Genomic DNA, 23,641 nt, shown 5'->3' with positions numbered 1-23,641 from the left:
TGCTCTGGCCCAAATATGAAGCCAAAAACTCTTTCTCGGTTGGCGCTGATGTTGATTGGTGCCAGCAGTACAACATTGATACGCGCATCCGACAGCAGCGATCAGACCGCCTTTTTCCAAGTCACTGGCTCGCTGCTTGAAAGCGCCTGCTACTTGGACCCGGGGTCTACATATCAGGAACTTGCGCTGGGCGAGCTCAATACAGCAAGCCTTGGCAGGCCGGGGGATCAAGGAGCTCCGATAGCCTTGGAGCTGAAGTTGCGCGGATGCGTGCGCATTGATGGCGGGCGTCAAGACGCGCAGACCGGCTCACTGCTCTGGAACAGTGTTGAACCACTAGTAAGCCTTACGTTCCGAGCAGTGGTAGACCCTGACAGCCCAGATTTGGTGAATGTCATCGGTGCGGGGGGCTTTGGTCTTCGTCTAACCGATGTACAGGGCGCAGACGTGCGCCTGGGTCGTATGGCGCCAGCCTGGTTCTTGACGCCCGGGGACAACCAAATCATTTACTACATCAGGCCGGAGCGCACCACGGCCTCTCTGCGCCCGGGCCATTTTCGCGCCAGTCTAAACGTCAACCTAAATTATGACTAAGTTCAAAAAAATAGCTCATATTCGCGTTCCACTATTGGTAGCGGCCTGTGCAATGTCATTGGCCGGCTCCGCTAACGCCGATCAAAGATTGATGGTGAAGGGTGTCATCATTGCGACGGTGTGCAAAATAAGCGAGGGACAGCTCATCACTGGTGCATTTGGGGATGTACGGACTGACCTCATTGACGGAAGCTACAAGGCCGTAGAGCTTAATTACGCGATCGTTTGCGCTTCAAATAAATCGGTGAAAATGCGTGTTGAGGGCACCGCAGCTAGCTTCGATGAATCAATACTTGCAATTCCGACGTTTGACAACGTGGGTATCGCATTCAAACGCTCCGAGCAGCAATGGCCGATCAATACGTGGTACAGCTTTAACTCAAGCGCCCCTCCAACGCTGCACGCTGTACTAGTCAAAGTGCCTGGAAGCCGACTAAAGCTTGGCTCTTTCAGTACCGGTGCGACCCTGGTTTTGGAGTACCAATGAGCAGACTTAGCGTAACCCTGATCGGATCATTCCTACTCGTTTCGCTCACCACTGCCACTCCCGCGCAGTGCTATGCGGCCCAGAATATGCAATTTACCGGCAATTTCATTGTTCCACCCGCTTGCACTGTAAGTGATAAAGGCAGGCGTCTCGAAGTACATTTCGAATCGGTAATCGCGATCAATAATATTAATGGTGACCAATACCGCCAGGCGGTCCCGTATCAGATTGACTGCCCAGGTGCTGCTGAATCAGGAGTCAGCTACAACATGAAGCTGACTCTGCTAGGCACACCCACTCAATTCGACCCAGCCGCTATCCAGTCGTCATTGCCCGATTTAGGTATAAAGATGCTGCTGGGTGGCACCGACTTGGTCCTCAATGAACCCAGGCAGATCGACATCAGCAACACATCGACATTACCTACACTTGAAGCGGTGCCAGTAAAGAACAGCGGAGCGGCCTTGGACAGCGGCAATTTCGATGCTTCTGCGTTACTGATAGCTGAACTTTACTAGGAGCCGCGATGAAACAATGGGCCCGCGTAGTTATTGCCTTTTTCGCAACCGCAAGCTGGCTATCCACAACGCAAGCGCTGGAGCACAATTTTTACATTTCAGGAGTTTTAGTAAATGAGCCGTGCACCTTGGCCGTTGAGGATGGGTTGATTGAATTGGATTTTCTCAGTGTCAGTGACAAGGACCTCTACCTGAACAGCCGGACAAGAGGTAATCCACTCGTTTTACATTTACAAAACTGCGACCCAACGATAGCCAGTCATGTCAGCATCATATTTTCGGGGGTGGAAAGCGCTAACTTGCCCGGCTTGTTAAAGCTTGAGGATGGAAAGAGCAGGGGTTTAGCTATTGGCCTGGAGAGTCAACAAAGTAACCCTTTGCTGTTGAATAAAATTCATCACATGGCAGACCTTGCCGAGGGTAATAATGAAGTTTACTTTAAAGCGTTCTTGCAAGCTGAACCCGACACTTTGATCGACCGGGCGATAGGGCTTGGATCGTTTTTTGGCTCTTTGACATTTACGCTAATCTATGAATAGCAGTGCACGGCTAAATTTTAGGACGCTCATAATGAAACGGCTTATTGCGCATTCTGCGACAAGTTTAATACTTGCACTACTACTGTTCAGCATCCCCACCCCCGAGGCATGCGCCAGCAAATTAACAGTCACCAGCTACAGCAGGGGATATTACGAACCCGGCAAGTATTATTTCAGCATTTATCAATATGTCATATCGGACTGGAGGTGGTCCGATCCAGAGCCCAGCATTTGTAATGCTGGCCCCACTGGTGCCACATGTTCACTTTATGTGGAGTTACGGGACGGACCGCAGGGAAAAGTCTATAACCGTGTAGAGAAATTTCGCGTCGACTCAGCCCCCAATGCAACTATGGGCGATTTATTGAAAGCCGCTAACGCAAAAGGTTTCTCAGCCCCCCACCGTGGTAGAGACCAAGTTGAAGACTCATTATTAGACCCCGTACGGCGCACGCTATGTGTGACGCTAGCTGTTGGCTTCAATGGTAGTCGCGAAACGTCACCCATAGGTTCCTGCATACCCCTTAACCCAATCCCCCCTCAGCAATCATGCAGCGTCACTGGCAACACAACAATTGATCATAAAATCATCACGGATGATGTAAAAATAAGTGAAGCGTCTGTCAATCTATCGTTAACCTGTAATTTAACAGGAAGCGTAGAACTTTACGCAGGTACAGAATCATACCGAGGCACATTATTGGACGCTCGTAGAGAAATCACCTCAACGTTCTCGATTAATGGCGCAAGCGCTGGCGAGGGCGTACTAATACCTGTAAGAGGAAATCAGACTGCAAATATACAAGTTAAGTCAATTTTGTCACTACCCAAAATTGCAGGACGAACAGCGCCAGGACCTTTTTCTGGCTCCACCATTCTTAAGATTATTCAGCCTTGATAATTGCAATTATAAACATCCCGCTTCCTCATGGCGCTCTCCGCATACGTAGAGCCCTATCGGTCACGTCCTCTCGTCCGCGTCAGGCAGAAAAAGCTAAATGGCCATTGGATCAGGCAGATGACGGAGCACTATAAGTGCTACTGTAGTGGTCAACTAATCCCGGACACTGCGTTAAGTTTTTCCTCGGCCACAGCGGGCGCCAGCCCGCTGTTAAATTGATGTGGCCGTTGCCAATTGTAGTGCTGCATCAAAAACCGGCCGATATACTGATCACGGGAACGCGCCTTGGAATACGTCGCGTGCGTTACGCGCGAATGAAGAAAAATTGTAGAGAAACCAGAACTGAAGCTTTTCTTTGCTAAGTGAAGAAAATCATTCACGTTGAGGCAATCGTAACAAAAAAACACGACCTCGACTTCACGATCCTGGAGCTCTCAAGCTCTGCGCCCGACACGGCAGTAGGCTGCCTGACAGTGTTTGGTATGGAGACCATGATTCATCCAGATTTGGAACCAGGGCCGGTGTTGAAATTGACATCTGCTCCACTTCTAACCTAGCGCTCGAGTAGCGCCAGGCTCAGCCGTTCAGACTTCAGTGCACAGTGCTGGCTCGTTTGAGCACGGATCAATCCAGAATTGAGCTCATTGGGTGGAGACGAACGGGAAATATCTTCTTCGCTTGGTGATGAAGATAATGAATGCTTCCCCTCACCTACGTGTCCGCCTCCGCATAGCCGGCCTGCCATCGCTAGGCGCCCACCCCGCGATGTATTCGCCAGCCCCAAGGCGAACTCCTCGTCGCCATGACGGTCCGCCAGGTTCGTTTGCTGGGATTTTGCTACCGGGAGCATGGCTGTACACCCGTGAAAAAATATCTGCAATAAAATGTGCAGAAACCTGTCAGGACACGCCTGCGAAAAAGCTATGAAAGGCCTGCCCCCGTTGAGGTACAGCGGCTAGAAATCTGCGAGAAGAAATGTGCACACTGCAGAGCAAATCATGCAGCTAACAGCATCAACTGCAACTTGATCGATTTTCCGTTGTCCATCTTGCACTGCCTTGTTGATTGAGTTCTGCCGGGTCTGCTCTTTTTCACCCTCGGCCTCCTCGGAGCTTTTCGAGGTAACGCTGATAAAGGCTCAACTGATCGGTGTAGTCAATCCCGTTGGTATCTAGATGCTTCGTAAACGGCGCCCTGGTCTTGTTCTCGATAATGAAGAAAATACCCGGGCCACGCCTAACCAGATCTAGCCCCTTGTTGGTAGCACTGTCATGGCCCTACCCAATCACGTACTGCGTTTGCCAGCTCACAGCACGCAGGTCTTCCGCGGGTGCATTGGCGAACTTGTCCAGCTTGAACAAGCCGTGCGGTATCCGCCCCAACTCGCCTGCCAAGGTGGCCTGACGTAGCCATTCAGCGAAGGCCTCTGTGAGGTAATCGTCGAGCAGACTGCACTATTCGCGTTGACGGTAGCGGTATAGCTGAGAGAGGAAACTCATTGCCTGCAGTCGTCACCCCGCAACTCGACCAGTGCCTGCTCGAACACCAACCGATCCTCCTGCACAACCTGATCTCCCTTTTCAAGCGCCTCACTTTGCCCAGAATTCCACCCATCCATAGGCGCAAACACTTGCTCCACCACCAAAAAAATTTGCTGCTGATAAGGCTGACGCAAGTCATGCACAAACGTACTGGCACAGTCATCAATCGCTTTCGTACGCCGCTCCTGCGCGGCCTTCTCGGCGTTCTCGGCGTTCTCCGTGCTCACCGCACGGTAATGAACCAAGTAGCCGATACTGGATTAATGAAGTGGGCGCACCGAGCCGCCAAGCGCTCGCAGTTGGTACTCGGTGACAGCCTGGAAAAGCGACTCGGCCTCCAGCCGTAACCGCTCGATTTCCTTTTCAGGCCGACCGGCGTCCTGGGCTGCATGGTAGCGGCGCACCGCATCGATGGCCTGTTGAATCAGTGGCTCGCCAGCCTCGACAACTCCCTCCAGGGTCTTCTTCACGCTCTGTCGCTCGAGTCATTTGGTCAAAGCAGTATAGGTCAGCGGTCATTCGGGCTTTGCTGCAGGGCGGCCAGATCGATTAAGATTACCAATGCTCCGCTTCCGGCCAAAAGCGAACTTTCAATTCGCTCTAATTTCCGCCCTAAGGAACATGTCACGCACTGGATGGATACAGGGGCGGTAATTCCCGCCATCAGCAGTTAAGTACGCATTCAATGCAGCAACCCCATGCCGCGAGTACCGAGATAACCGGCTGATTAAAATGGCGGGTGCATTAAGGTTGAGCGGAGACGCCAACCGATTGAACTATCGTAGGTAGGATAGTCGCGTCCGGTTGAGCGTTTTTGATTTACGCGCATGAACTTGGATCAAAGATGTTCGATTATGTACCTGGTACAACAGGCCAATGTGCTGATCACCAATCCAAAAATAACCATGTTCTTGGCTGTAACCACTATCGCCTCTTTCGCTATAGCTCGCATTTCCTTTTCTTCGGGCATAGTGGGGTTAACGCCAACTAGAACCATGTTCTGAGATAGAATCAGAGCTCTGCTTAATATCCAAGAAACTACAACCCGCTCAAAGCGCTCAATGATGTTTAGCCCAAAGTAGCAAAATAATCCTAGCCCTATAGTTAATGACGCCAACGTAGCTTCGTATTCTAAGGGTTGGGCAGTGAGTACAGACTTTATTTTTAGCAATTTTTCTGACGTATCAATGTGGTATGCCACGAATAAAGGAAAAAGCAGCGAAAATGGCAATAAAATATATTTTTTCGCCTCTGCAGTTCTTTTTTTATCTTGAAGAGCATTTCCGATAGCAGCAAAAAAACCCAATGAAAGAAAGATTGCCGGAGCTGCAGGTGATAAGAAATCGGAAAAGAGGAACTGGAGCAATAGGAGAACAACAAACAAAATATTAACCACTTTATAAGCCACTCTCGACACACCTGAAAGCTTGGCGCGCTTGACTCTGGGCCAAATTTTTTCCAGAAATTTGTTGGCTTTTATCTGAAGCGAGTAATTTTTAAGGAATTTGTCGTTGTCAATGATCTTGGGCTGATTGTCCAATATTACGCTAATCAATTTTAGCTGGTATACCGCATAAGCGATAGCACCCACTAATGCCGTATAACCGGTAGCCATTACCCAAACAATTAATTCCATGCGCACGATTGCTACGCCTTTTAATGTCAGAAGTTCAATTGACCAGAGGTGTCTAATTGCCATTAGACGCTATGCTCAAAAAAAACACAATACAAACGGATCATTGATCGCCCGTTGATCTCCAGTAATACCGGTGCCAGCCTGTAGGCCTCCCAAACGGACTGAAAGCCTGTACGGACAACTCAAGAATCTACACCAAAAGCCTTGGCTAGGATCAGGTGCTGCGGCCATAAACGAAATTAATGGCTAGCGCATCACAGATCCGATCGCCGTTTGCCTTTTCAGGGCGAACGTAGTCTGTCGTCAATTTCAGCTTTGGGTCGATAGCGGTCGGTCGCGAATGACCTTTATCACCCCATAGTCGACCGTCAGCTACTAGGCCTTAGCCCCGTGCGGCCTGGGTTAGCGAGCAGCGTTCCTGGTTGAAGTCGCCGCCCCACAGCAGCTCGGTGGTGCCGGCGCTGCCGATCGGGGTGCGCAGGGTCACGCGGCTGCCGAACACTTCGCTGTTCTGCATCACCTGGTCGACATTGCGCCCGCGGGTGGCCACCGCCCGCGCATCAAACGGCGTGAAGCGGGTGAAGTAATCGCGGTAGTACAGCTGCGCATTGAGCGTGCCGCCGAGGATGTCGGTGTGGGCGTATTCAAGGTTGAGCAAGGTGTTCTTGATCTGGTTCTGCTCGTCCAGCGACAGCCCCGACAGCGGCCGGGCCGCTACCGTGCCTGGCGGCAGGCGGGCAACCGAAGGGTCGGAGGTGTAGTCGGAGTTCTGCTCGGCGTTGTAGTGGCTGGCCGACAGCTGAATGCGCTGCACATCGTCGATGCGCAAGCCCAGCTTGCCGCCGATGTTGTAGGTGTTGGAGTCAAACAGGTCGCCCTGGCTCGGCTCGGGTGCTATACGGTGGCCTTTGGCGTCATAGGAGGCGCCAATGTGCCGGGCGCCAAAATCCAGGGCGTAATCGACCTGGCCCTGAGCGCCCGACAGGTGATGCTGCAACTGCCCGCCGAGGCCGTCGCTGTCCAGTTGGCTCAGTGGCGATACAGCGCTGAGGGTGGTTTGCGCACGCGGCTCGCCACCGGCCGGGCGGGTGGTGATGGAGATGATCCCGCCGGTTGCCCCCGCGCCATAAATGGCGCTGCTGCCACGAATCACTTCGATGCGCTCGATCAGCGCCGGGTCGATGTTGGCCAGGTTACGTGAGGAATCGCGGTTGGTGTTCAGCGGTACGCCGTCGACCAGCACCAGCATCGTTCGCCCGCGCAGCGTCTGCCCGTAGTCGGTGATAGTGCGGCTGGAGTCCGCCATGCCGGGGATGCTTTTCGCCAGCAGGGTGGCCAGGCCATCAGAGCCCTGGCGCAACTGCTCCAGCTGTTCGCGCTCGATGACATTGACCTGCCGGGCTTGCGGCACCAGGTCGCTGTTCAGGCGCGACGAGCTGATCTCCAGGCTGGCCAGTTCCACTGCAGCCGAATCGCTGGCGGCCGCTTCTTTAACAGCCGAAGTGGCGGCCGGCAGCACCAGGTAGGTATGTTCGTCGCGCTCCTGGGCGGTCAGCCCGCTCTTGCCCAGCAGCCGCTGCAGCGCTTGCTGCAAGGTATAGCGCCCGCGCAGCGCAGGTGCACGCTTGCCGGCAGTGATGTCGCTGGCAAAGAGGATCTGCGCCGAGGATTGGCGGGCAACGGCGTTCAGGGATGTTTCTAGCGAGCTGGCGGGCACATCGAAATCGACCGGTGCCGATTGCGCCAGCGACCACTGGCTGAGCAGCAGGCTGCTGGCCAGCAAAGACAGGCGCACAGGCGCACGCAGGAAGGGCTGACTCACGTTTTTAGGCTCCACAAAGTAAGGTTGCAGAGAGATAGCCGTCAGCACCGGCGCGCAACCCTACCTCTGGCGCAGATTATTTTTTCGTGTCGCGGGATTTGATCAGCACCGCGCCATCGGCTGCGGTTGCAACGCTGACCGGCAGGATCGCCGGCAACAGCGCCAGCAGGCGCTCGACATGCTCGCTGTCGAACACCCCGGATACCGGCAAGCGGGCCGTGCCCGGATCGATCAGCCTGATTGGCTGGCGGTGATAGCGCTGCAGCGTGGCGATGACCTCGACCAGCGGCGTGCTGGCAAACACCAGGCGGTTGTCTTTCCAGGCCGTGACATCATCGGCGCTGACCCGTGTCACCTGGCCCGCGATGCCATCGCGCACGCGCAGTTGCTGGCCAGGTTCGAGCAACGTCACCGCCTCGGTGGCACGCCCGCGCACCGCGACCTTGCCTTCGGCCACGGTCACCTGCACGTCTTGCCCGTTGCGGTTGACGTTGAAGCGGGTGCCGACCACCCGCACCCCTGCGCCGCCGGCATCGACCAGAAACGGCCGGTAGACCCTCGGCGACACCTGGAACAGCGCCTGGCCCCGTTGCAGCTCGACCTGGCGGGTGCGCAGGTGCCAGCTGATGGTCAGCGCGCTGTCGCTGTCGAGCAGTACCTGGCTGCCGTCGGCCAGTTGCAGGGCCTGGCGCTGGCCGACCTGGCTGGCGATATGTTGAGTTTGATACGCAGGGTCCAGCCACAGCGCGCCCGCCGCCAGGGCCAGCACAACCAGCCCCAGGGTTTTGCCGGTGGCGCGCTTGCGCTTGGCGGGTGTTGGCGCCGGCAGCGGGAATCGCTGCTTGAGCTCTTCGCGAAAGCGCGCCAGGGCTTCGTCTTCTTCGCGGTAGTCCTGGGGCTTGCGGCTCATGGCAGCAGCTCCGTGGACAGGTGTTTGCGACACGCGTTCATGCCCAGGCGCAGGTGTTTTTCTACGGTTTTGAGCGAAATGCCCAGGCGTTCGGCCACTTGCGCTTGCGGCAGTTCGTGCAGTTTGTGCATGACGAACACCGCCTGGCAGCGCGCCGGCAAGCTGGCAATCGCATCGGTCAGCAGCGCCAGGGTGCGTTCCGCGTCAAGATGGCGCTCGAGGCTTGGGGCACCGCTGGCCACTTCAGGCAAGGCATCAACGCCGATTATCCAGCCCTGGCGGCGGCGCTCGCTACGGTAGCGGCTAACCGCAATGTCGTGGGCGATCTTGCGCAACAACGCCACCGGCGTGCGCACGTCCTGTTTTTCGTCCTTTTCCAGCAACTGCAGGCACAGGTCATGCACCACCTCACGGGCGAACACCCGCTCGCCAAAACGCCGGCGCACATGGTCGACCAGCTCGTCATAATGACGGACCAAGGTTGCCAGGAGTGTGGGTTTGCTGGGCTCGACCTGCACGATGACCTGCGCGAAGGGAATGCCAAGGGAGGCGTGGCCGCGCAGTATAAATGCGAATACTTTACATTTAAAGCAAATACCGCATTCACGCCTCCAGGCCCTTGACTAGCCCTCTACCCGCGAATGAGCGCTGAAGCAGGTCTCGATCAACTTCCACTGCCCGTCGATGCGCCGGTAGCGATCCTGGTAAATGCCACCCAGTTGCCGCGTGGCGCCGCTCTCGCCATCCAGGTTGAAGTAGTACAGGGCCCAGCGGCCCTGGGCCTGGTCGTCACCGGTCAGGTGTATTTCCGGGTTGGCGCCGTGATGCAGGTCGATCACCCGCGCGTTGCATGCCAGTTGCTGATAGAGCGCGACGAAACTGTCGCGATCGCGAAACGTCCCCACCGGGCCGTAGTCGATGAGGATCTCGCCTTCGGCAAAGCAGTCGCGGATGACCTCCACCTGCTTGAGGTCGCAGGCGTTGAAATAGCGGTGCTTGAGCTGGCGAATGGCGTCAAGCGCCTCCAGGCGGGCAATGCGGTGTTCCAGGCTCATTCGGCTGACCTCACAAGTGGGTGTGGCTTGAGTCTATCGAGCCGCAGGCGGGTGCTGATCGTCCGTTGGGACTAGCTGTGGCAAAGCGTTTGAACAGGGGCCAGCGCTAGTCTGTTCGGAGGATTCCGTGGTTTCGCGTTGCCCCCAGCATGGCTTTGGGTCGATTCCCCGCCCGTTCATTGACCAACTGCGAAGGACCTTGATCGCCATGGAAAAAGTCATCTACCTGCTCTGGCGCGACACCCAGACCCCGCGCGAAACCTTTGCCCGGCAACTGCGCTGCGAAGTTGCCGCGCAACTGCAGGCGCTGGGTGCGCAAAGGCTGCAACTCAACCTGGCCGACAGCGACGTCGACGCTGCGGCAGGCCTGCGCCAGGAGAACAACCGGCCGCTGCCGCACGCCTGCCTGTCGCTGTGGCTGGACAGCGCCAACGCCAGTGCCAGGCAGCCGTTCGACAGGCTCGTCACGGCGGCAACCGCGCGTATGGCGGCCTATCTGGTGTGTGAGTCGGAAGCCATTGGCAACACACGCTTTGCTTGCGCGCCGGGCGAGCGAACCTACGGTTTTGCGCAAGTCGCCCTGCTGACCCGCCCTCCTCGCCTGACCCCGCAGGCCTGGCTGGACATCTGGCGCAACCACCACACGGCAGTGGCCATCGACACCCAGGACAACTTTCAGTACGTGCAGAACCTGGTGGTGCAGGTGCTGACCCACGGCGCCCCGCCGATCGACGCCATCGTCGAAGAGTGCTTCCCGCCGGCGGCGATGACCGACCCTCAAGCCTTCTTCGACGCGGTCGGCGACGAGGCGAAGTTCCAGCGCAACCTGGCAATCATGATGGACAGCTGCGCGCGCTTTATCGATTTCGACAAGATCGACGTGCTGCCCACCAGTCAATATCGCCTCTAGGGCCGGTCAAACAGGTTGGCCGTGACCTTAAGCTGTGCAGGTATCGGTGAGGTCACGGTTTCAAACAGGCGCTGGTAGCCTGTGGCAACGATCAACCAGCGCCCGTCACGCTTGACGTAGTCATCCTGGTACAGCGCCGTGCCGTGCAGCATCCAGTCGCCCTCAAGGTCGATGGCGTGATCTTCCAGGTACCAGCTGCCACGCGCGGTGTCGGCCGAGAGCATTTCGATCTGCGGATGGTGCCCGTGGTGTTTGCACAGGAACGTCGGCCGGTCGAGTATCGCCTTGAGCCCTTCAATAAAGGCTGCCCGGCTGTCGAAGCTGTATTTGCCGCCGTCCAGGGCGGTGGTCAGGTCTTCGGCCAGGCACGCCTCCAGTGCCGTCCAGTCATGGCAATCAACCGCAAGAAAGTAACGGTACTTGAGCTGCTTGATGTGCTCGATCTCGACAAGGTCGTCCAAAGTAAGGGCCATCAGTGGTACTCCTGGGGGTGGGGAGGCATCGGCACAGGATAGGTCGATGCCCACTGACGTCATCGTCCGGCTAGACTACAGGGCTACACGTTTTCGGAAGCCACCATGCTGCAGATCTTTGAACGCCGCCTCGACCCCTTCCCGCCCGACGAAGTACCACCGCCACCGGTAGGCCTGTTGCGCTTTCTGTGGGCCTGCACCCGTGGTGCGCGCGGCTATGTGCTTGCGCTCGCGCTGCTCAGTGCCAGTGTGTCGATCTACGAAGCCTGGTTGTTCGCCTTTCTCGGCCAGGTGGTCGACCTGCTCTCGACCTGGCAGGCCGGTGGCGCCACCGACGGCGAGGAACGGCGCGTGCTGTGGGGCATCGGTATCGTGCTGTTGACCAGCATCGGCCTGGTGGCGCTGCGCACCATGGTCCAGCACCAGGTACTGGCGATCAACCTGCCGCTGCGCCTGCGCTGGGACTTCCACCGGCTGATGTTGCGCCAGAGCCTGTCGTTCTTTTCCGATGAGTTCTCCGGGCGGGTGACCACCAAGGTGATGCAGACCGCCCTCGCCGTGCGCGAAGTGCTGTTCACCCTGATCGAGATCATCCCCGGCATCGGCGTGTACTTCATCGCCATCATCGCCCTGGCCGGTGGCTTCGCCCTCAAGCTGATGCTGCCTTTTATTGCCTGGGTGGCGTTGTTCGGGCTGGCCATGCTGTACTTCGTGCCGCGCCTGGGCAAGGTCGGGCAGGAGCAGGCCCATGCCCGCTCTTCGATGACCGGGCGAATCTCCGACGCTTACACCAACATCACCACGGTCAAGCTGTTTTCCCACTCCAAGCGTGAAGCGCACTTCGCCCGCGCGGCGATGGAAGATTTCAAGCAGACCGGCTTTCGCCAGATGCGCCTGGTCAGCCAGTTCGAAATCGTCAACCAGGCGCTGGTGGTGGCCTTGATCATCGGCGCCGGCGGCTACGCCCTGTGGTTGTGGCACCAGGGTGACGTCGGCACCGGCGCGGTGGCGGCGATTACCGCCATGGCCCTGCGCATCAATGGCATGTCGCACTGGATCATGTGGCAAATGACCGCGCTGTTCGAGAACATCGGCACCGTGCAGGACGGCATGGCCACCCTCACCCGCGGCCCCAAGGTGCAGGATGCGCCGAACGCCGGCGTGCTGCAGACCCGCGGCGGCGCGGTGAATTTTGACAACGTCAGCTTCAACTACAACGGCGAGCGCCAGGTGCTCGACGGCCTCAACCTGAACATCCGCGCCGGTGAAAAGGTCGGCCTGGTGGGCCGCTCCGGCGCCGGCAAGTCGACGCTGATCAACCTGCTGTTGCGCTTCTACGACGTCGACAAGGGGGTGATTCGCATCGACGGCCAGAACATCGCCGAGGTCACCCAGGACAGCCTGCGCAGCGCCATCGGCATGGTCACCCAGGATACTTCCCTGCTGCACCGCTCCATCCGCGACAACATCGCCTATGGCCGCCCGGATGCCACTGATGCGCAAATCCGCGCGGCGGCCTACCACGCCCAGGCCGATGGCTTTATCAGCCAGCTGAGCGACAAGCAGGGCCATAGCGGCTACGACACCCTGGTCGGCGAGCGCGGTATCAAGCTCTCGGGCGGCCAGCGCCAACGCATTGCCATCGCCCGGGTGATGCTCAAGAACGCGCCGATCCTGCTGCTCGACGAAGCCACCAGCGCGCTGGACTCGGAAGTGGAAGTAGCAATCCAGGAAAGCCTTGGCGAAATGATGCAAGGCAAGACCGTCATCGCCATCGCCCACCGGCTCTCGACCATCGCGGCCATGGACCGGCTGATCGTCATGGATGAGGGCCGTATCATCGAGCAAGGTACCCACGCCGAACTGCTCGGGCGCAACGGCACCTATGCACGGCTGTGGCAGCACCAGAGTGGCGGCTTTCTGGGTGAGGACCAGGGGCTGGCGCTGGCCGAGGAACAGTAGCCGTTGCTAGTGCAGGACTGCATAGATCGACGAAACCACCTGGCGGGTGGCTTCCTCGATCGTGCCTTCATTGCGGCACAGCACCCAGCCGTTATCGGCAACCGCCTGCTCGAACGCCTCGGTACTCGCCACGTGCTCTTCGAGCCGGTGCATCACCGTGCTGTTCAGCCCGCGGTTGCGTGCCGCGGCCCTCGCCCACGACACTTCAGGGTCGGTGACCACCCCGACATGCAGGTCCGGCACCCGTACGTTGCGCTCCAGGTTCAACTGCAGAATCTCGGCAAACGGCACTAAACGGCGAAACGCCGCATCGGACGGGTACCAGCGATCGATGAGGATGATGCTGTCGGCGGGCTGTTTGCTCAGCACATGCGCGGATATCCAGGTGCGGCTATCGGCCAGACGCTTGCACACGGCCAGTTCCAGATCCCGGCAGGGATTACGCACCAACTGGTTGACCAGGGCCATGGTTGCACCGCGAAAGGGGTCGCTTTTTTTCTCGCACAGGCGGATCACCTTGTGCTTGTCGGCGCGCAAGGCTTTGGTCACGGCCTCCAGGAGCGTGGTCTTGCCGGTGCCCTTGGGCCCATCGAGGGAAACAAACAGCGGACGGTTCATGCTTCAAGCAACAATTGAGGGAGTGATGCGCACTCTACTGGTTTCTGCCGATCATTGGGCTTGCTCCCACAGTAAACAGCGACAAATCGCGACGCTGTAGGTGTTTTCTGTAAGACCGTTCTGAATCATACTTCCGCCGCCGTTGCGCTATTGTGCCGAGCCTTTTATGGCCCTAGGCTGCTGCCGTCGTTGGAAAATCCAATGACCGGATTTAGCAGTCCGAACATGCATCTAGAGTTCAACGGAAACCGCTATATGGCGGCTGTACGTGGGGCACCTTCGGGTGCGCCGGTTTTGCTCTAGGTGCCCGGTCTGCTAACCCGCGTACAGCTGCCACCCTTCGTTTAGCAGCGAAGCGTGGCCGCTCCACCGCACCTCGGAGCACGACATGAAAAAGCCAGTCCCCGATCCCCCCAGCCTCGACCTTTCCACCGCAACCACCGCCAGCACCCCGTTTGGCAGCAATCACATGTTCACTGTTCGCGCCGGCATTCCCGCCGAAGAAGCGCTGCTGCATGCCTGCCAGTTGCTGGAATGCGCCGAGGCCACGGTCAGCGACGCGCTCGACCACCTGACGCTCAACGACCACTCCCTGGTGTACGGCGCCGGCCAGCACATCGAGACGGCGCGGGCGCTGATTGACGCCGTGCTTGATGGTGGGGGCGTGAACCGGGTCTTTAGCCCCCGCTAGACGGTGGGATCAGGGGCGAGTGGAGCAAGGGCAGCTATTGGCTCAATACCCCAGGAGCCAATCATTGGCTATGATGCCTGCCCGTCAGACAACCGGAAGTCCGATCCTCATGCTCAAGCCCCTGGCCCTGCTGACTCTCGCTGGTGCGTGTGGCTACGCCAGTGCCGCATCCAGCGACCTTGCCGGCGTCTGGCAAGGCACTCTGGGCAAGGCGGCGATCAGCGCCTGTTTCAACGCCGCCCCCGAGCGCAACGGTAGCTACTACTACCAGCGCTTTCTCACGCCGATCCCGCTAGCCCAGGAAACCCCCGGCGAACCCTGGGCCGAACACGGCAATACGGGTTTCTGGCACCTGGACGCACCCCAGGGCGATCACCTGAGCGGAACCTGGCGCAAGGCCCCGGGCGCCACGCCGCTACCTCTGGCGCTGACACGCACCAGCGCCGAAGGCTGTGGTGGCGACGCCTTCAACCAGCCGATGGAGGCAGCCCCGCTGCCGGTCAAGGTCGAGAAGAAAACCTTCGGCGAGCACGCCTATCAAGTACGCACCCAAGGCGCCCAGGTCACCTTGAAGCTCAACGGCGACAGCCCGGCCATCCATAAAATCAATCAACACCTGGCCCGCCTGGCCGCAAGCCCCGAGGGCCAGAAAACGTTCTTCAGCGAGCGCCGCGAGTTCCTCGGCCGCAACGGCTCCGCCGCAACCAGCGAGATCAGCGTCGAACCCACCTATTGGTCATCGCAGTGGATCACCGTCAGGTTCTACCGCTGGAGCGCAGGCTATGGTCGCGGCGGCATCAGTTGGGGCCTGCACAGCTGGAACCTGCAAACCGGTGAAAGCGTCGACCCCTGGACCTGGATCGGTACGCGCTTTGCGTGGGACAGCCCCTACACCGGGCATGTCGAGCTGCCGAAAAAATTCGCCAGCTGGTTGCAGACCCAGGCCAGCGCAGACAGCGACTGCCCGGATGTCGCCAGCTACAGCAGCTACGACCTGAGTTTCGACACCCAGGGCCTGCGCCTGGCCAACCAGCCCAGCGGCGATGGCTGTGATGTCGACCTGAGCTTCACCTGGCAACAACTGCAGCCGCTGCTCTCGGCGCAGGGTCGGGCCGCGCTGCCGAGCTTGCAGGTGCCGTGACAGGTTCGCCAAACATAGACAACTCCCCGAGGTAGCCAGTCAATGGACCCGACCGACACCCAGGCCCTGCAGCAACTGCGCAGCGCCATCCCCATCGGCCTGCGCCATGCCCTGGCCTTGCTGGAGCGCTGCGCAGGCGACCCGCAGCAGGCCGCCGAGTGTTACAAGGCCGAGCTGCTGCAGGTGCTGGTGGACAAGTCCGGGCTGCCCGCCGATCAGGCCCGGGCGCACCTGCATGGCGCAGGCTATGAGCTGAGCCGCGCCTTGAGCGCCATCGAGCAAATGCGCTACAGCCTGACCGAGCGCATCTTGCGCCAGCATCATCACGACAAGGGCCGCGCCCTGGACCTGATTGCCCAGGCGCTGGAAACCGCCGAGCAACTGCCGCGCCCGTACTGGCTGGACTTCGCACGGCTGGAGCAATTGCCCCCGGCTACCCGCTGCTTCATGGTGCTGCACGAATGGCTGGCCTTCGAGGACTGGGAAGGCTTTGACTGTGCCCTGCACTTTCATCTGCCGCAGGCCGTCGCCCAGCTTCGGCACCTGCAGCGGGATGCGCTGGCCGTTACCCTGGAACAGGCCGAGCAACGCCAGCAACAACTGCGGGCAGCCCATGCCGGGGGCGAAAGCGCCGCAGAGCTTGCCGTTCGGGTCAACCAGGATGCGCTGTTCAACACCTGCCAGCAGCGCTTCAGTGAGCAGCGCGCGCACCTCGATGAGTGCCTGTACGCGTGGGTAGAGCGCCATATCGAGCAGTTCCCCGCCTGAAACGGGGTCGTCAGGCTGCAAAAGCCGGTAGACTGCCGCCCCCACCGAACACGGACCTCGGATCAACGCCGCCATGGAACTGCACTTCAGCATCACCGCCGCCCATCTTCACACCTGGATGGCCGAACGGCTCGAGCAGGAATTGCTCAAGCAGGATCAGCAGCAAGCGCGGGCCATGGCCACCTTTGCCCGTTGGCAAAGCCGCCTGGTCGGCCCGCTGATGTTCACCCTGTGCCTGGTCGGCGGCCTGCTGGCGATCTATTTCCCCGAACGACGCTTCACCCCGCAAAAGGTCATCACCCTGGGGCTGTTCGTGCTGCTGTTCATCCCGCTCTGGTGGCGTTTTTCCGGACGCTGGATCAAGCACCTGCAAGCACGCATCGCCGCCAACCACGCCAAGCCCCGGGCACCGTTGCGCGGGCTCAATCAGCGGCTGATCGAAGCCCGCTTGCGGGCGCCACTGAAATCGCTTGAAAGCACCTATTGCCTGCGCTTCGACGAGCAGGGCTTTAGCCTCGACAAAGCCGGTGCCGGCACCAGCAGCCTGGCCTGGGAGCAGATCGCGCAGGTGCTGGAAACGCCTTACTGCTACCTCGTGGCCAGCGCGCCGATGGTTAGCCAGGGCCAGTCCCTGGTGATTGTCAAAGACAGCGAGCTGATGCCGCCTGAGCAATACCAGCAAGGCTTGCGTGCGTTCCTCGGCCACTGCCCGGTGGCGCCCTCGACAATCGTTGAGGCCACCGGGCACACCGATCAGGGTACGGCCATCACTGATAGCGAGCCGGCCAGCAGGAACATCGGCACGAACGACAGCACCGTGGACACCGCCACGACGAACGCCATCAGCCGATGATCGCCACCATACTGGGTTGCCAGCACATATGAATTGCTCGCACAGGGCGCCACCGAGTACAGCAGCACCAGCGTGGCGACCAAGGGCGGCACGGGCCAGGCGCTGATCAGCGCATAGGCCAGCAGCGGGAACAGCCCCAGGCGGATGCTGGCGGTGAGCAAGCCGGTCTTGCACAAGCGGGCAAACTCGCCACTGGGTATCTGCAAGGCCGCCCCGACGCAGATCAGGCTCAACGGCAAGGCCGGTGCACCCAGTGCGCTCAGCGGCTGGGCAAGCGCTTGCGGCAGCAGCACGCCGCTCAGGTTGAGGGCAAGCCCCGCGCCACTGGCGAGGATCAGCGGGTTGAGGCAAACCTTCAGGACAATCCCCCACACCGAGCCGTCCCTGCTGCCGAACGCCAGCAATACCACGGTATTGGAAATCGCCACCATGTAGGCAACCACCACCGCTGCAACGCCGTAGTCCTCGGGCGTGAGCAACTGCGAGGCCACCGACAGGAAGATGAAACTGTTGAAGCGCACCGAGCCCTGCATGATCGAGGTGAAGGTTGCATGCACCACGCGCAGGTAGCGACAGCCCAGCAATACGCCCAAGGTAATCACCAGGGTGACCGCACCGAGGATCAGCACCGTCGATTTGGCCGTGCTGCCCATGGTGCCGGCGGTGGCGATGGTATGCACCAGGTACGCCGGAAAGAACAGCCAGTGGGTGAGCTTCTCGGCGCCCTTCCAGAAGCCGCTGTCCAGCCACTCGCCACGCCTGAGCACGACACCGATCAGGATCAATATGAATGACGGCGCAATGGCCGCCAGCGCTGTTGCTGCATGCATGATGCTCAGGTTTCCTTGCAATGATTGATAAAGCCCGGGGCGCTGGCATCGGCCAGCAGCCCGACCGCCACCAGCGCTTCGTTTGCCAGCGCCGGGGCAAAACGCACCCCCGAGCCGGAAGCACCGACCAACGCACAGGCGCCAGGCCCCCCGGGCAGGCACACGACCCTGGGTTCGCCATCGGCGCAGTAGCTGTCAAATGCCGCGCGCGCGCGCAGCGAACGGATGGGCAGGCCGGGCAGTTCTTGTTGGAGAATGCTCTGCGCTTCGCGCGCTTCGTCGGGCAAGGCGTCGACGCGACCGTCAGCGACAGCGCGCCAGTCGGCAGAGGTGATGCTTAACAGCCAGCCATCGCGGCGCTGGTTGGGCATCACAAAGGCCTTGCGCGCTGGCATGTAGATGACCCCTTGCGTTGGGTCCGGTAGCTGTGCAGCTTGCAGGTCGAACGCCACGATCTTCTTGATCAGGCTGCCCGGGATTGCCCCCAGCAACGCGTTGCTGCGGGCACCGCTGGCGAAGATCACGCGCCGCGCCGTCACCGCGCCGGCGCTGGTCTGCAGGCACCAGGCACGGCCATCGCCGTCCAGGCGCTCAACCCGGGCGGCAAGCCGGGTCAGGCGACCCTCGCCAGGTGCCAGGTAAGCGCTCACCAGGCCCGGGACATCGATGACAAAGGCATGCCCGGCCTGGAACAAGGCCGGCTTGGCCGAGGCGCCGCGGTACTGGTGCATGAGCGCTGCCAGGCGGCCTTCGAGTGGCTTGGCGTCGAACAACAGCGGCCTTTGCCCCTCGCTGGCGACAAAGCTGAACGCAACCTTGGCGACCCCCGGCCAGCGCTGGCTCAGTGCCTGGTAATGGGCGAAGGCCAGCTCCGAGCGCCGGCGCCGGCTGCCCGCGCCGCAAAACGGCGTCACCAGGCCCGCCGACAGCGCCGAGGCACTGGCGCGCTGGCCGTCATCGACCAGCATCAGTGACAAACCGGGCAAGCACTGGCGTACCCGGGCCACCAGGGTCGCGCCGACAATGCCAGCGCCGACCACCACCAGGTCAGCCTGCATGGACATTCCACCAAACGGTGCTGATGACCAGCGGTTGCACACCATCATTGTGAATCTGGTGCTGATGATGCGGCTCGAACAGCAGCACATCGCCCTGCTCGACCCGCAGCGTGCTGCCCTGGTATTCCAGCACCCCACCGCCGTTGGCGATCATCCAGCATTCGCGTACTGCGTGCTTGTCCGGGCGCGAGGTGCACTGGGGCGCCACGGTAAACAGCCCGCCCCTGAACGGCGTGACCCCTGCGCCCAGTCCGGCGAAGTCCGCCTGGCACAGCACCACGCCCGGTACATGCGACTCGGCGGGCAGTGGCTTGACCTTGGGATTGGCAGTGCCGTTCATGCTTTTACCTCCCGAATGGAGCGTGACAGTTGCTTGAGGATCGCCTCGCGATCCTGGTCCAGTGCCGGTGCGGCGCGACGCTGGCGTGGGTCAGGCGCGTCAGAAATCTTGATCGGCGAACCCACCAGGCGGTAGCGCCCCACTTGCGGGTCATCGACGTCGATGAGCATGTTGCGCTCGGCCACCTGCGGATGGGCGACGGCCTGGTCGACGCGGTTGATCGGGCCGGCGGGCAGCCCGGCCGCAGCGAAGTGCTCGGTCCAGGCGCTGACCGGTTTTGCCGCCAGGGCGGCATTGAGCGTCTGTGCCAGCAGTGCCTCGTTGTCCTTGCGTGCTTCGGCGCTCGAGAAGCGCGGATCGAGCAGCATGTCCGGGCGCTCAATGGCTTCGCACAGCACGGCAAACAGCTTGTCGTTGCCGGCCGCGATGATCAGCCCGCCATCGAGCGCCTGGTACACGCCAAACGGTGGGGCGATCGCCGGCCGGTAGCTGCCCACCGGCCCGGTCACCTCGCCAGTGGCGAAATAGCGCCCGATGAAGTATTCCATCAGGGCCAGCTGGCAATCGAACATGGCGATATCGACCTTCGCGCCATGCCCGCTGTGCTGGCGCTTGAGCAAGGCCATCAGCAGCCCGCAGGTAAGAAACAGGCCAGCGCTGATATCGCCGATCGACACCCCGACGCGCACCGGGGTGCGTCCTGGTTCACCGGTGACGCTCATGATCCCGCCCATGCCCTGGACGATCATGTCGTAGGCGCGCCGCTGGGATGACGAACCGGTGTGCCCGAACCCCGAGGCGGCGCCGTAGATCAGCCGCGGGTAGCGCGCATGCAGGGTATCCCAGCCATAACCGAGCTTTTCCATGGTGCCTGGGCGAAAGTTCTCGGTCAGCACATCGGCGTGCTCCAGCAGGTCTTCGAAGATCTGCCGGTCTTCGGCCTTCTTCAGGTCCAGGGCGATGCTTTGCTTGCCGCGATTGAGCGACGAGAAATAGGCAGACTTATTGCCAAACCACGGGCCATAGGCGCGGGCGTCGTCGCCCTTGCCCGGCTGCTCGACCTTGATGACCCGCGCCCCATGGTCGGCCAGCAGCATGGTACAGAACGGGCCCGCCAGTACCCGGGTCAGGTCGACGATGAGCAATCCTTCAAGGGCAGGTTTCATGAGCTGGCCTCCAGTTGGCCGTTGGCGACGGCTCGGGTTGCAGCGCGGCGTTGCTGCTTGAACGCCTGCACGCTGACCTCACCCGGCTGCCCTAGCCTGTGCCAGATCGACTGCGCCAGCGTCGGCAGCAACGGACAGGCCAGCACCGCCAGGCCCTTGAGCCACCAGTACCGACTGTTGTCGTCAGCCAGGCTGGCGAACAGCGCCTCCCAGCCGGCGATGCTGCGGCTCACCGCCTGCGGATCGAAGCTGGCGAAGGTCAGGGCCTGGGCCTGCTCGGCGTAGGCTGCATCGAATGCAGCCATCACCGGCGCATCGACCGCCGCAGCCTTGGCGGCACCGCCGAGTGCCGTGTTCACCCGCTCGATCAGGCCCGCGTAGCGGCCATTGAGGAACTGCTCGAAGTCTTGCCGGGTGAAATCCGTGCGCTGGTGAATCGGGCTGGTGCTGGCCAGGAAGTACCTTAAGGCATCGCAAGGTACCCGCCCTTCGCGGGCCATGTCCTCGACCCACACCGCCCAGCCGAGGCTGGTGGAAAACTTGCGCCCCTCCAGCGTGTAGAAGTGGTTGATGAGAAAGTGCTCGAACGGCTTGGAAAGGCCGTCGGCCATGGCCATCGCCTGGATGCTGACCAGGTGCGAAACACTGTTGTCGATGCCAAAACCATTGACCGTGATGACCGGCGAGTCGCGATCGAACGGGTTTTGCGCCAGGCCCGTCGCCCGGGCAAAGCAGTCGCCGACAAAACGCACCGCGCCAAACAGCAGGCCATGGCCAAACAGCGTCCGCGCCTGACCGTCCAGCTGATAGGGCAAGCCCCATCCGGCGTGGTTGGTGACCCGTACCCGGGCTGGCAGCCGGCTTAGATGGCGCCGGGCGATGTCGATGAATGGGTCTGGGGTCTGGGTGGCCTGCAACTGCGCGAGCAGCGCCTGCGGCTCGCGGATCTGGAAGAACAGGTTGTCCAGTGCCCGCGCGGGCACCTCTTCGCCCCAGCGTGCACGTGGCGCGCGCACCTGGTCCGGCTCGAAATGTGCGCCGCAGTCTTCACAGAAGAACCCGGAAATGGCCTGATCGCACTGCGGGCAGTGCCCGGTCAGAAAGCTGCCACTGACAAACGTCTGCCTGGCGGTGGACCACGGCATTTGCTCTTCGACGCAGCTCACCTGGCCCTGGGCGCTCAAGCGATCGACCAGGTCGACATGCGCGGCCAGGTATTGCTCGCGGTGCTCGGGGTCGAGCGGATCGACGAACAGGTCGACCTGGATGTTCATGTAGGCCAGGTCGTTGATGATCCCTGCGCAGCTTTCCTGGGCCAGCGACGCGGGATCGACGTCCGCCTGCTGGGCGCGCAGCGGAATGTAGGAGTCGAAGGGGTCGCTGGCGCAGACGATGCTGGCCCGGTGGCCTTCGCGGCGCAGGTGGCGCGCCAGTATGTCCAGGTTCAGGTACGGGCCGGCGACGTGGCCAAGGTGCAGCCGGCCGTTCGGCGCCGGCATCGCCGGTACCAGCAGGTATTGTTTTGCCGTGATCTCAGACATGCGACGCCTCCCGTTGCTGAGCAATGTCCACCTTGACTTCGCTGGCCAACTGCCCGAGCACCGCGTGGATATCGTCCTCCAAGGCGCACTGGGCAATCAGATAGGCAATTTCGTAGGCCTTGAAGCGCTCGGCGGGCAAGGCCATTTGCGCGCCCTCGCCGGCCACCACCTGAAGAAAGCGCATCTCGCTGCGTTTCCACAGGCGTTCGTAGCCTTCGACCCGGGTCACCTGGCCGGTGCGCGGCGGCATGATCACCCGTTGCCCGGCGCGGGTAGCGGCGCTGGCGATGCGATCCACGCAGCCGTCCGGGATCACCCCGCACGCCAGTTGCAGCACGGCCTGATACGGGGAGTAGCCCAGCAGGCTGTTGGGCAGCAGGTGCGAGTTGATGAACTCGCCGCCCAGGCGACCGCCGATCTCGAGGATCTTCGGCCCTTGGGCGGTGACCATCAGGTCGACATGAAAGCCGCACCAGTCAATGCCGGTGGCCGCGACCGCCGCGCGAACCATGGCGCAGATACGTTCCTGCAGCGCGCCGTCGAGCTGCGAAGGTGTGGTGTTTTCGTACTGGATCGGGATCGAGCGGTCGAATGTCTTGTCGATGATTGCGTTGATCACCACCCGGCCGTCGGCGACCAGCCCCGACACCGAGTGCTCGCTGCCGACCAGTTGTTCCTCAAGCAGCGCATGCTCGCCATACAGCGCGTACATCTCGCCTTTGTCCGCAGTGTTGTAGGCACGGAAGGCGCGGTACACCTGCAGCGCATCGCAGCCTTGGTCGAGCACAAAGATGCCGCGGCTGCCCGAGTTGCCGGCAGGCTTGAGCAAGGCTGGCAGGCCGACGCTTTGCAGGCCGTCAAGCAACGCCTGTTCGTCGCTGACCACGGCGTAACGGGGGTTGGCGTTGGCCACCGCGTCCAGGCAGCGGCGCGTGCGCGCCTTGTCACGCACATTGGCAGCGGCCTCGGCCGAGCTCCCCACCAGGCCCAGGCGCTGGCTCAGGCGGCTGGCCAGTTCGACCTCCAGGTCCTTCCAGGCAACGATGCCTGAGAGCGTGATGCGCTGCTCGTCGAGGTAGCCAAGAATCGCCTCCTGAGCGGCGTCATAGTCGCCCAGGCGAGTGGCGATCAGCCCTGCGCAACCCATGGACTTGAACACCTCTGGCGTGGGCGTGGCGACCAGCACTTTGAAGCCAAGCGCATGGCCCGCGGCGATTTCGGCGATCCTTTCGCCGGCCAGGGCACGGGTGTCGAGGTAGAGGATGTAAGGTGCTTCAGACATGATGT

General features: G+C 60.6%; 25 protein-coding genes and 1 pseudogene. 11 read left to right on the top strand and 15 right to left on the bottom strand.

Annotated elements, in window-relative coordinates; translation table 11 throughout:
* The first annotated feature begins 15 nt into the window (after window positions 1-15).
* Genes LOY37_RS13040 through LOY37_RS13020 form a run of 5 tightly spaced genes read left to right on the top strand, consistent with a single transcriptional unit; the run spans window position 16 to window position 3,036 of the window.
* A complete protein-coding gene (locus LOY37_RS13040) occupies window positions 16-594 on the top strand; it encodes a fimbrial protein (RefSeq protein WP_258717113.1) in 579 nt (192 codons plus the stop codon).
* Window positions 587-1,081: a fimbrial protein gene (locus tag LOY37_RS13035; RefSeq protein ID WP_258717112.1), complete on the top strand. Its 495-nt coding sequence runs from the start codon at window positions 587-589 to the stop codon at window positions 1,079-1,081. The genes LOY37_RS13040 and LOY37_RS13035 overlap by 8 nt, the downstream gene beginning before the upstream one ends.
* Window positions 1,078-1,599, top strand: a complete 522-nt coding sequence (locus LOY37_RS13030) for a fimbrial protein (RefSeq protein WP_258717111.1) — start codon at window positions 1,078-1,080, stop codon at window positions 1,597-1,599. The genes LOY37_RS13035 and LOY37_RS13030 overlap by 4 nt, the downstream gene beginning before the upstream one ends.
* Window positions 1,600-1,607: 8 nt before the next feature.
* Window positions 1,608-2,138: a fimbrial protein gene (locus LOY37_RS13025; protein WP_258717110.1), complete on the top strand. Its 531-nt coding sequence runs from the start codon at window positions 1,608-1,610 to the stop codon at window positions 2,136-2,138.
* A 31-nt stretch (window positions 2,139-2,169) separates the two neighbouring features.
* Window positions 2,170-3,036: a hypothetical protein gene (locus tag LOY37_RS13020; protein WP_258717109.1), complete on the top strand. Its 867-nt coding sequence runs from the start codon at window positions 2,170-2,172 to the stop codon at window positions 3,034-3,036.
* A 1,498-nt stretch (window positions 3,037-4,534) separates the two neighbouring features.
* Here the strand turns inward: LOY37_RS13020 and LOY37_RS13015 are convergent.
* From LOY37_RS13015 to LOY37_RS12985, 7 genes and pseudogenes are all read right to left on the bottom strand, one after another.
* Window positions 4,535-4,825 carry a hypothetical protein gene (locus tag LOY37_RS13015; protein WP_258717108.1) on the bottom strand — a complete coding sequence of 97 codons (291 nt, stop codon included), beginning with the start codon at window positions 4,823-4,825 and terminating at the stop codon, window positions 4,535-4,537.
* Between the two features lie 15 nt (window positions 4,826-4,840).
* The gene (locus LOY37_RS13010; protein WP_258717107.1) at window positions 4,841-5,050 is read right to left on the bottom strand and encodes a hypothetical protein; all 210 of its coding nucleotides are present in this window, start codon (window positions 5,048-5,050) and stop codon (window positions 4,841-4,843) included.
* Between the two features lie 368 nt (window positions 5,051-5,418).
* Window positions 5,419-6,222: a hypothetical protein gene (locus LOY37_RS13005; RefSeq protein WP_258717106.1), complete on the bottom strand. Its 804-nt coding sequence runs from the start codon at window positions 6,220-6,222 to the stop codon at window positions 5,419-5,421.
* A 397-nt stretch (window positions 6,223-6,619) separates the two neighbouring features.
* Window positions 6,620-8,038 (bottom strand): annotated as a pseudogene (locus LOY37_RS13000) (TonB-dependent receptor plug domain-containing protein); the annotation flags it as partial.
* A 76-nt stretch (window positions 8,039-8,114) separates the two neighbouring features.
* Window positions 8,115-8,948 carry a FecR family protein gene (locus LOY37_RS12995; protein ID WP_258717105.1) on the bottom strand — a complete coding sequence of 278 codons (834 nt, stop codon included), beginning with the start codon at window positions 8,946-8,948 and terminating at the stop codon, window positions 8,115-8,117.
* Window positions 8,945-9,466, bottom strand: a complete 522-nt coding sequence (locus LOY37_RS12990) for an RNA polymerase sigma factor (RefSeq protein ID WP_258717104.1) — start codon at window positions 9,464-9,466, stop codon at window positions 8,945-8,947. The genes LOY37_RS12995 and LOY37_RS12990 overlap by 4 nt, the downstream gene beginning before the upstream one ends.
* Before the next feature lie 105 nt (window positions 9,467-9,571).
* The gene (locus tag LOY37_RS12985; RefSeq protein ID WP_195884004.1) at window positions 9,572-10,003 is read right to left on the bottom strand and encodes a nuclear transport factor 2 family protein; all 432 of its coding nucleotides are present in this window, start codon (window positions 10,001-10,003) and stop codon (window positions 9,572-9,574) included.
* A gap of 208 nt (window positions 10,004-10,211) precedes the next feature.
* Here LOY37_RS12985 and LOY37_RS12980 point away from each other — a divergent pair, with 208 nt between their 5' ends.
* Window positions 10,212-10,913, top strand: a complete 702-nt coding sequence (locus LOY37_RS12980; RefSeq protein WP_258717103.1) for an EthD domain-containing protein — start codon at window positions 10,212-10,214, stop codon at window positions 10,911-10,913.
* Here LOY37_RS12980 and LOY37_RS12975 read toward each other — a convergent pair.
* Window positions 10,910-11,386: a nuclear transport factor 2 family protein gene (locus LOY37_RS12975; RefSeq protein WP_258610628.1), complete on the bottom strand. Its 477-nt coding sequence runs from the start codon at window positions 11,384-11,386 to the stop codon at window positions 10,910-10,912. The genes LOY37_RS12980 and LOY37_RS12975 overlap by 4 nt on opposite strands.
* Before the next feature lie 105 nt (window positions 11,387-11,491).
* On the opposite strand from LOY37_RS12975, the gene LOY37_RS12970 reads away from it, so the two are divergent.
* Window positions 11,492-13,348, top strand: coding sequence for an ABC transporter ATP-binding protein (locus LOY37_RS12970; protein ID WP_258717102.1), 1,857 nt, complete (start codon window positions 11,492-11,494; stop codon window positions 13,346-13,348).
* A 6-nt stretch (window positions 13,349-13,354) separates the two neighbouring features.
* Here LOY37_RS12970 and LOY37_RS12965 read toward each other — a convergent pair whose 3' ends face one another.
* On the bottom strand, window positions 13,355-13,966 hold the full coding sequence (locus tag LOY37_RS12965) for a dTMP kinase (protein ID WP_258717101.1): 612 nt from the start codon (window positions 13,964-13,966) through the stop codon (window positions 13,355-13,357).
* A gap of 388 nt (window positions 13,967-14,354) precedes the next feature.
* On the opposite strand from LOY37_RS12965, the gene LOY37_RS12960 reads away from it, so the two are divergent.
* The 4 genes from LOY37_RS12960 (at window position 14,355) to LOY37_RS12945 (ending at window position 17,419) form a co-directional block, all read left to right on the top strand.
* On the top strand, window positions 14,355-14,657 hold the full coding sequence (locus LOY37_RS12960; protein ID WP_052676534.1) for a DUF6124 family protein: 303 nt from the start codon (window positions 14,355-14,357) through the stop codon (window positions 14,655-14,657).
* A 109-nt stretch (window positions 14,658-14,766) separates the two neighbouring features.
* Complete coding sequence (locus LOY37_RS12955) at window positions 14,767-15,798, top strand: hypothetical protein (RefSeq protein ID WP_258717100.1); 1,032 nt, start codon at window positions 14,767-14,769, stop codon at window positions 15,796-15,798.
* A 42-nt stretch (window positions 15,799-15,840) separates the two neighbouring features.
* Window positions 15,841-16,566 (top strand): hypothetical protein, encoded by a 726-nt coding sequence (locus tag LOY37_RS12950; protein WP_258717099.1) that lies wholly within the window; start codon window positions 15,841-15,843, stop codon window positions 16,564-16,566.
* Window positions 16,567-16,639: 73 nt separating this feature from the next.
* The gene (locus tag LOY37_RS12945; RefSeq protein ID WP_258717098.1) at window positions 16,640-17,419 is read left to right on the top strand and encodes a YcxB family protein; all 780 of its coding nucleotides are present in this window, start codon (window positions 16,640-16,642) and stop codon (window positions 17,417-17,419) included.
* Here the strand turns inward: LOY37_RS12945 and LOY37_RS12940 are convergent.
* The 6 genes from LOY37_RS12940 to LOY37_RS12915 are packed head-to-tail and all read right to left on the bottom strand — an operon-like array spanning window position 17,320 to window position 23,636.
* Entirely contained in the window at window positions 17,320-18,249 is a 930-nt protein-coding gene (locus LOY37_RS12940) for an AEC family transporter (protein ID WP_045198935.1), read from the bottom strand. The two genes, LOY37_RS12945 and LOY37_RS12940, sit on opposite strands and share 100 nt — an antisense overlap.
* 5 nt (window positions 18,250-18,254) lie before the next feature.
* A complete protein-coding gene (locus LOY37_RS12935; protein WP_195883996.1) occupies window positions 18,255-19,307 on the bottom strand; it encodes an FAD-binding oxidoreductase in 1,053 nt (350 codons plus the stop codon).
* Window positions 19,297-19,647 carry a cupin domain-containing protein gene (locus LOY37_RS12930; RefSeq protein ID WP_258717097.1) on the bottom strand — a complete coding sequence of 117 codons (351 nt, stop codon included), beginning with the start codon at window positions 19,645-19,647 and terminating at the stop codon, window positions 19,297-19,299. The genes LOY37_RS12935 and LOY37_RS12930 overlap by 11 nt, the downstream gene beginning before the upstream one ends.
* The gene (locus LOY37_RS12925) at window positions 19,644-20,813 is read right to left on the bottom strand and encodes a CaiB/BaiF CoA-transferase family protein (protein WP_258717096.1); all 1,170 of its coding nucleotides are present in this window, start codon (window positions 20,811-20,813) and stop codon (window positions 19,644-19,646) included. The genes LOY37_RS12930 and LOY37_RS12925 overlap by 4 nt, the downstream gene beginning before the upstream one ends.
* A complete protein-coding gene (locus LOY37_RS12920) occupies window positions 20,810-22,354 on the bottom strand; it encodes a methionine--tRNA ligase (protein ID WP_258717095.1) in 1,545 nt (514 codons plus the stop codon). Before LOY37_RS12920 ends, LOY37_RS12925 begins: the two co-directional genes overlap by 4 nt.
* The gene (locus LOY37_RS12915) at window positions 22,347-23,636 is read right to left on the bottom strand and encodes an acetyl-CoA carboxylase biotin carboxylase subunit family protein (protein ID WP_258717094.1); all 1,290 of its coding nucleotides are present in this window, start codon (window positions 23,634-23,636) and stop codon (window positions 22,347-22,349) included. The genes LOY37_RS12920 and LOY37_RS12915 overlap by 8 nt, the downstream gene beginning before the upstream one ends.
* Window positions 23,637-23,641: the final 5 nt, after the last annotated feature.

This window comes from Pseudomonas sp. B21-012 (assembly GCF_024749305.1).
In the GTDB taxonomy this organism is placed as follows: Bacteria; Pseudomonadota; Gammaproteobacteria; order Pseudomonadales; family Pseudomonadaceae; genus Aquipseudomonas.
The sequence above is the reverse complement of the archived record's forward strand: the minus strand, read 5'-3'. Positions and strand labels throughout refer to the sequence as shown.

What these genes read in the sequence shown, in the direction of transcription:
- LOY37_RS12915 (WP_258717094.1), bottom strand. Translation starts at nt 23,636, where the DNA reads ATGTCTGAAGCACCTTACATCCTCTACCTCGACACCCGTGCCCTGGCC.
- LOY37_RS12975 (WP_258610628.1), bottom strand. Translation starts at nt 11,386, where the DNA reads ATGGCCCTTACTTTGGACGACCTTGTCGAGATCGAGCACATCAAGCAG.
- LOY37_RS12925 (WP_258717096.1), bottom strand. Translation starts at nt 20,813, where the DNA reads ATGAAACCTGCCCTTGAAGGATTGCTCATCGTCGACCTGACCCGGGTA.
- LOY37_RS12950 (WP_258717099.1), top strand. Translation starts at nt 15,841, where the DNA reads ATGGACCCGACCGACACCCAGGCCCTGCAGCAACTGCGCAGCGCCATC.
- LOY37_RS12945 (WP_258717098.1), top strand. Translation starts at nt 16,640, where the DNA reads ATGGAACTGCACTTCAGCATCACCGCCGCCCATCTTCACACCTGGATG.
- LOY37_RS13025 (WP_258717110.1), top strand. Translation starts at nt 1,608, where the DNA reads ATGAAACAATGGGCCCGCGTAGTTATTGCCTTTTTCGCAACCGCAAGC.
- LOY37_RS13030 (WP_258717111.1), top strand. Translation starts at nt 1,078, where the DNA reads ATGAGCAGACTTAGCGTAACCCTGATCGGATCATTCCTACTCGTTTCG.
- LOY37_RS12995 (WP_258717105.1), bottom strand. Translation starts at nt 8,948, where the DNA reads ATGAGCCGCAAGCCCCAGGACTACCGCGAAGAAGACGAAGCCCTGGCG.
- LOY37_RS12920 (WP_258717095.1), bottom strand. Translation starts at nt 22,354, where the DNA reads ATGTCTGAGATCACGGCAAAACAATACCTGCTGGTACCGGCGATGCCG.
- LOY37_RS12955 (WP_258717100.1), top strand. Translation starts at nt 14,767, where the DNA reads ATGCTCAAGCCCCTGGCCCTGCTGACTCTCGCTGGTGCGTGTGGCTAC.
- LOY37_RS13020 (WP_258717109.1), top strand. Translation starts at nt 2,170, where the DNA reads ATGAAACGGCTTATTGCGCATTCTGCGACAAGTTTAATACTTGCACTA.
- LOY37_RS12940 (WP_045198935.1), bottom strand. Translation starts at nt 18,249, where the DNA reads ATGCATGCAGCAACAGCGCTGGCGGCCATTGCGCCGTCATTCATATTG.
- LOY37_RS12935 (WP_195883996.1), bottom strand. Translation starts at nt 19,307, where the DNA reads ATGCAGGCTGACCTGGTGGTGGTCGGCGCTGGCATTGTCGGCGCGACC.
- LOY37_RS12980 (WP_258717103.1), top strand. Translation starts at nt 10,212, where the DNA reads ATGGAAAAAGTCATCTACCTGCTCTGGCGCGACACCCAGACCCCGCGC.
- LOY37_RS12930 (WP_258717097.1), bottom strand. Translation starts at nt 19,647, where the DNA reads ATGAACGGCACTGCCAATCCCAAGGTCAAGCCACTGCCCGCCGAGTCG.
- LOY37_RS12970 (WP_258717102.1), top strand. Translation starts at nt 11,492, where the DNA reads ATGCTGCAGATCTTTGAACGCCGCCTCGACCCCTTCCCGCCCGACGAA.
- LOY37_RS12960 (WP_052676534.1), top strand. Translation starts at nt 14,355, where the DNA reads ATGAAAAAGCCAGTCCCCGATCCCCCCAGCCTCGACCTTTCCACCGCA.
- LOY37_RS13040 (WP_258717113.1), top strand. Translation starts at nt 16, where the DNA reads ATGAAGCCAAAAACTCTTTCTCGGTTGGCGCTGATGTTGATTGGTGCC.
- LOY37_RS12965 (WP_258717101.1), bottom strand. Translation starts at nt 13,966, where the DNA reads ATGAACCGTCCGCTGTTTGTTTCCCTCGATGGGCCCAAGGGCACCGGC.
- LOY37_RS12985 (WP_195884004.1), bottom strand. Translation starts at nt 10,003, where the DNA reads ATGAGCCTGGAACACCGCATTGCCCGCCTGGAGGCGCTTGACGCCATT.
- LOY37_RS13035 (WP_258717112.1), top strand. Translation starts at nt 587, where the DNA reads ATGACTAAGTTCAAAAAAATAGCTCATATTCGCGTTCCACTATTGGTA.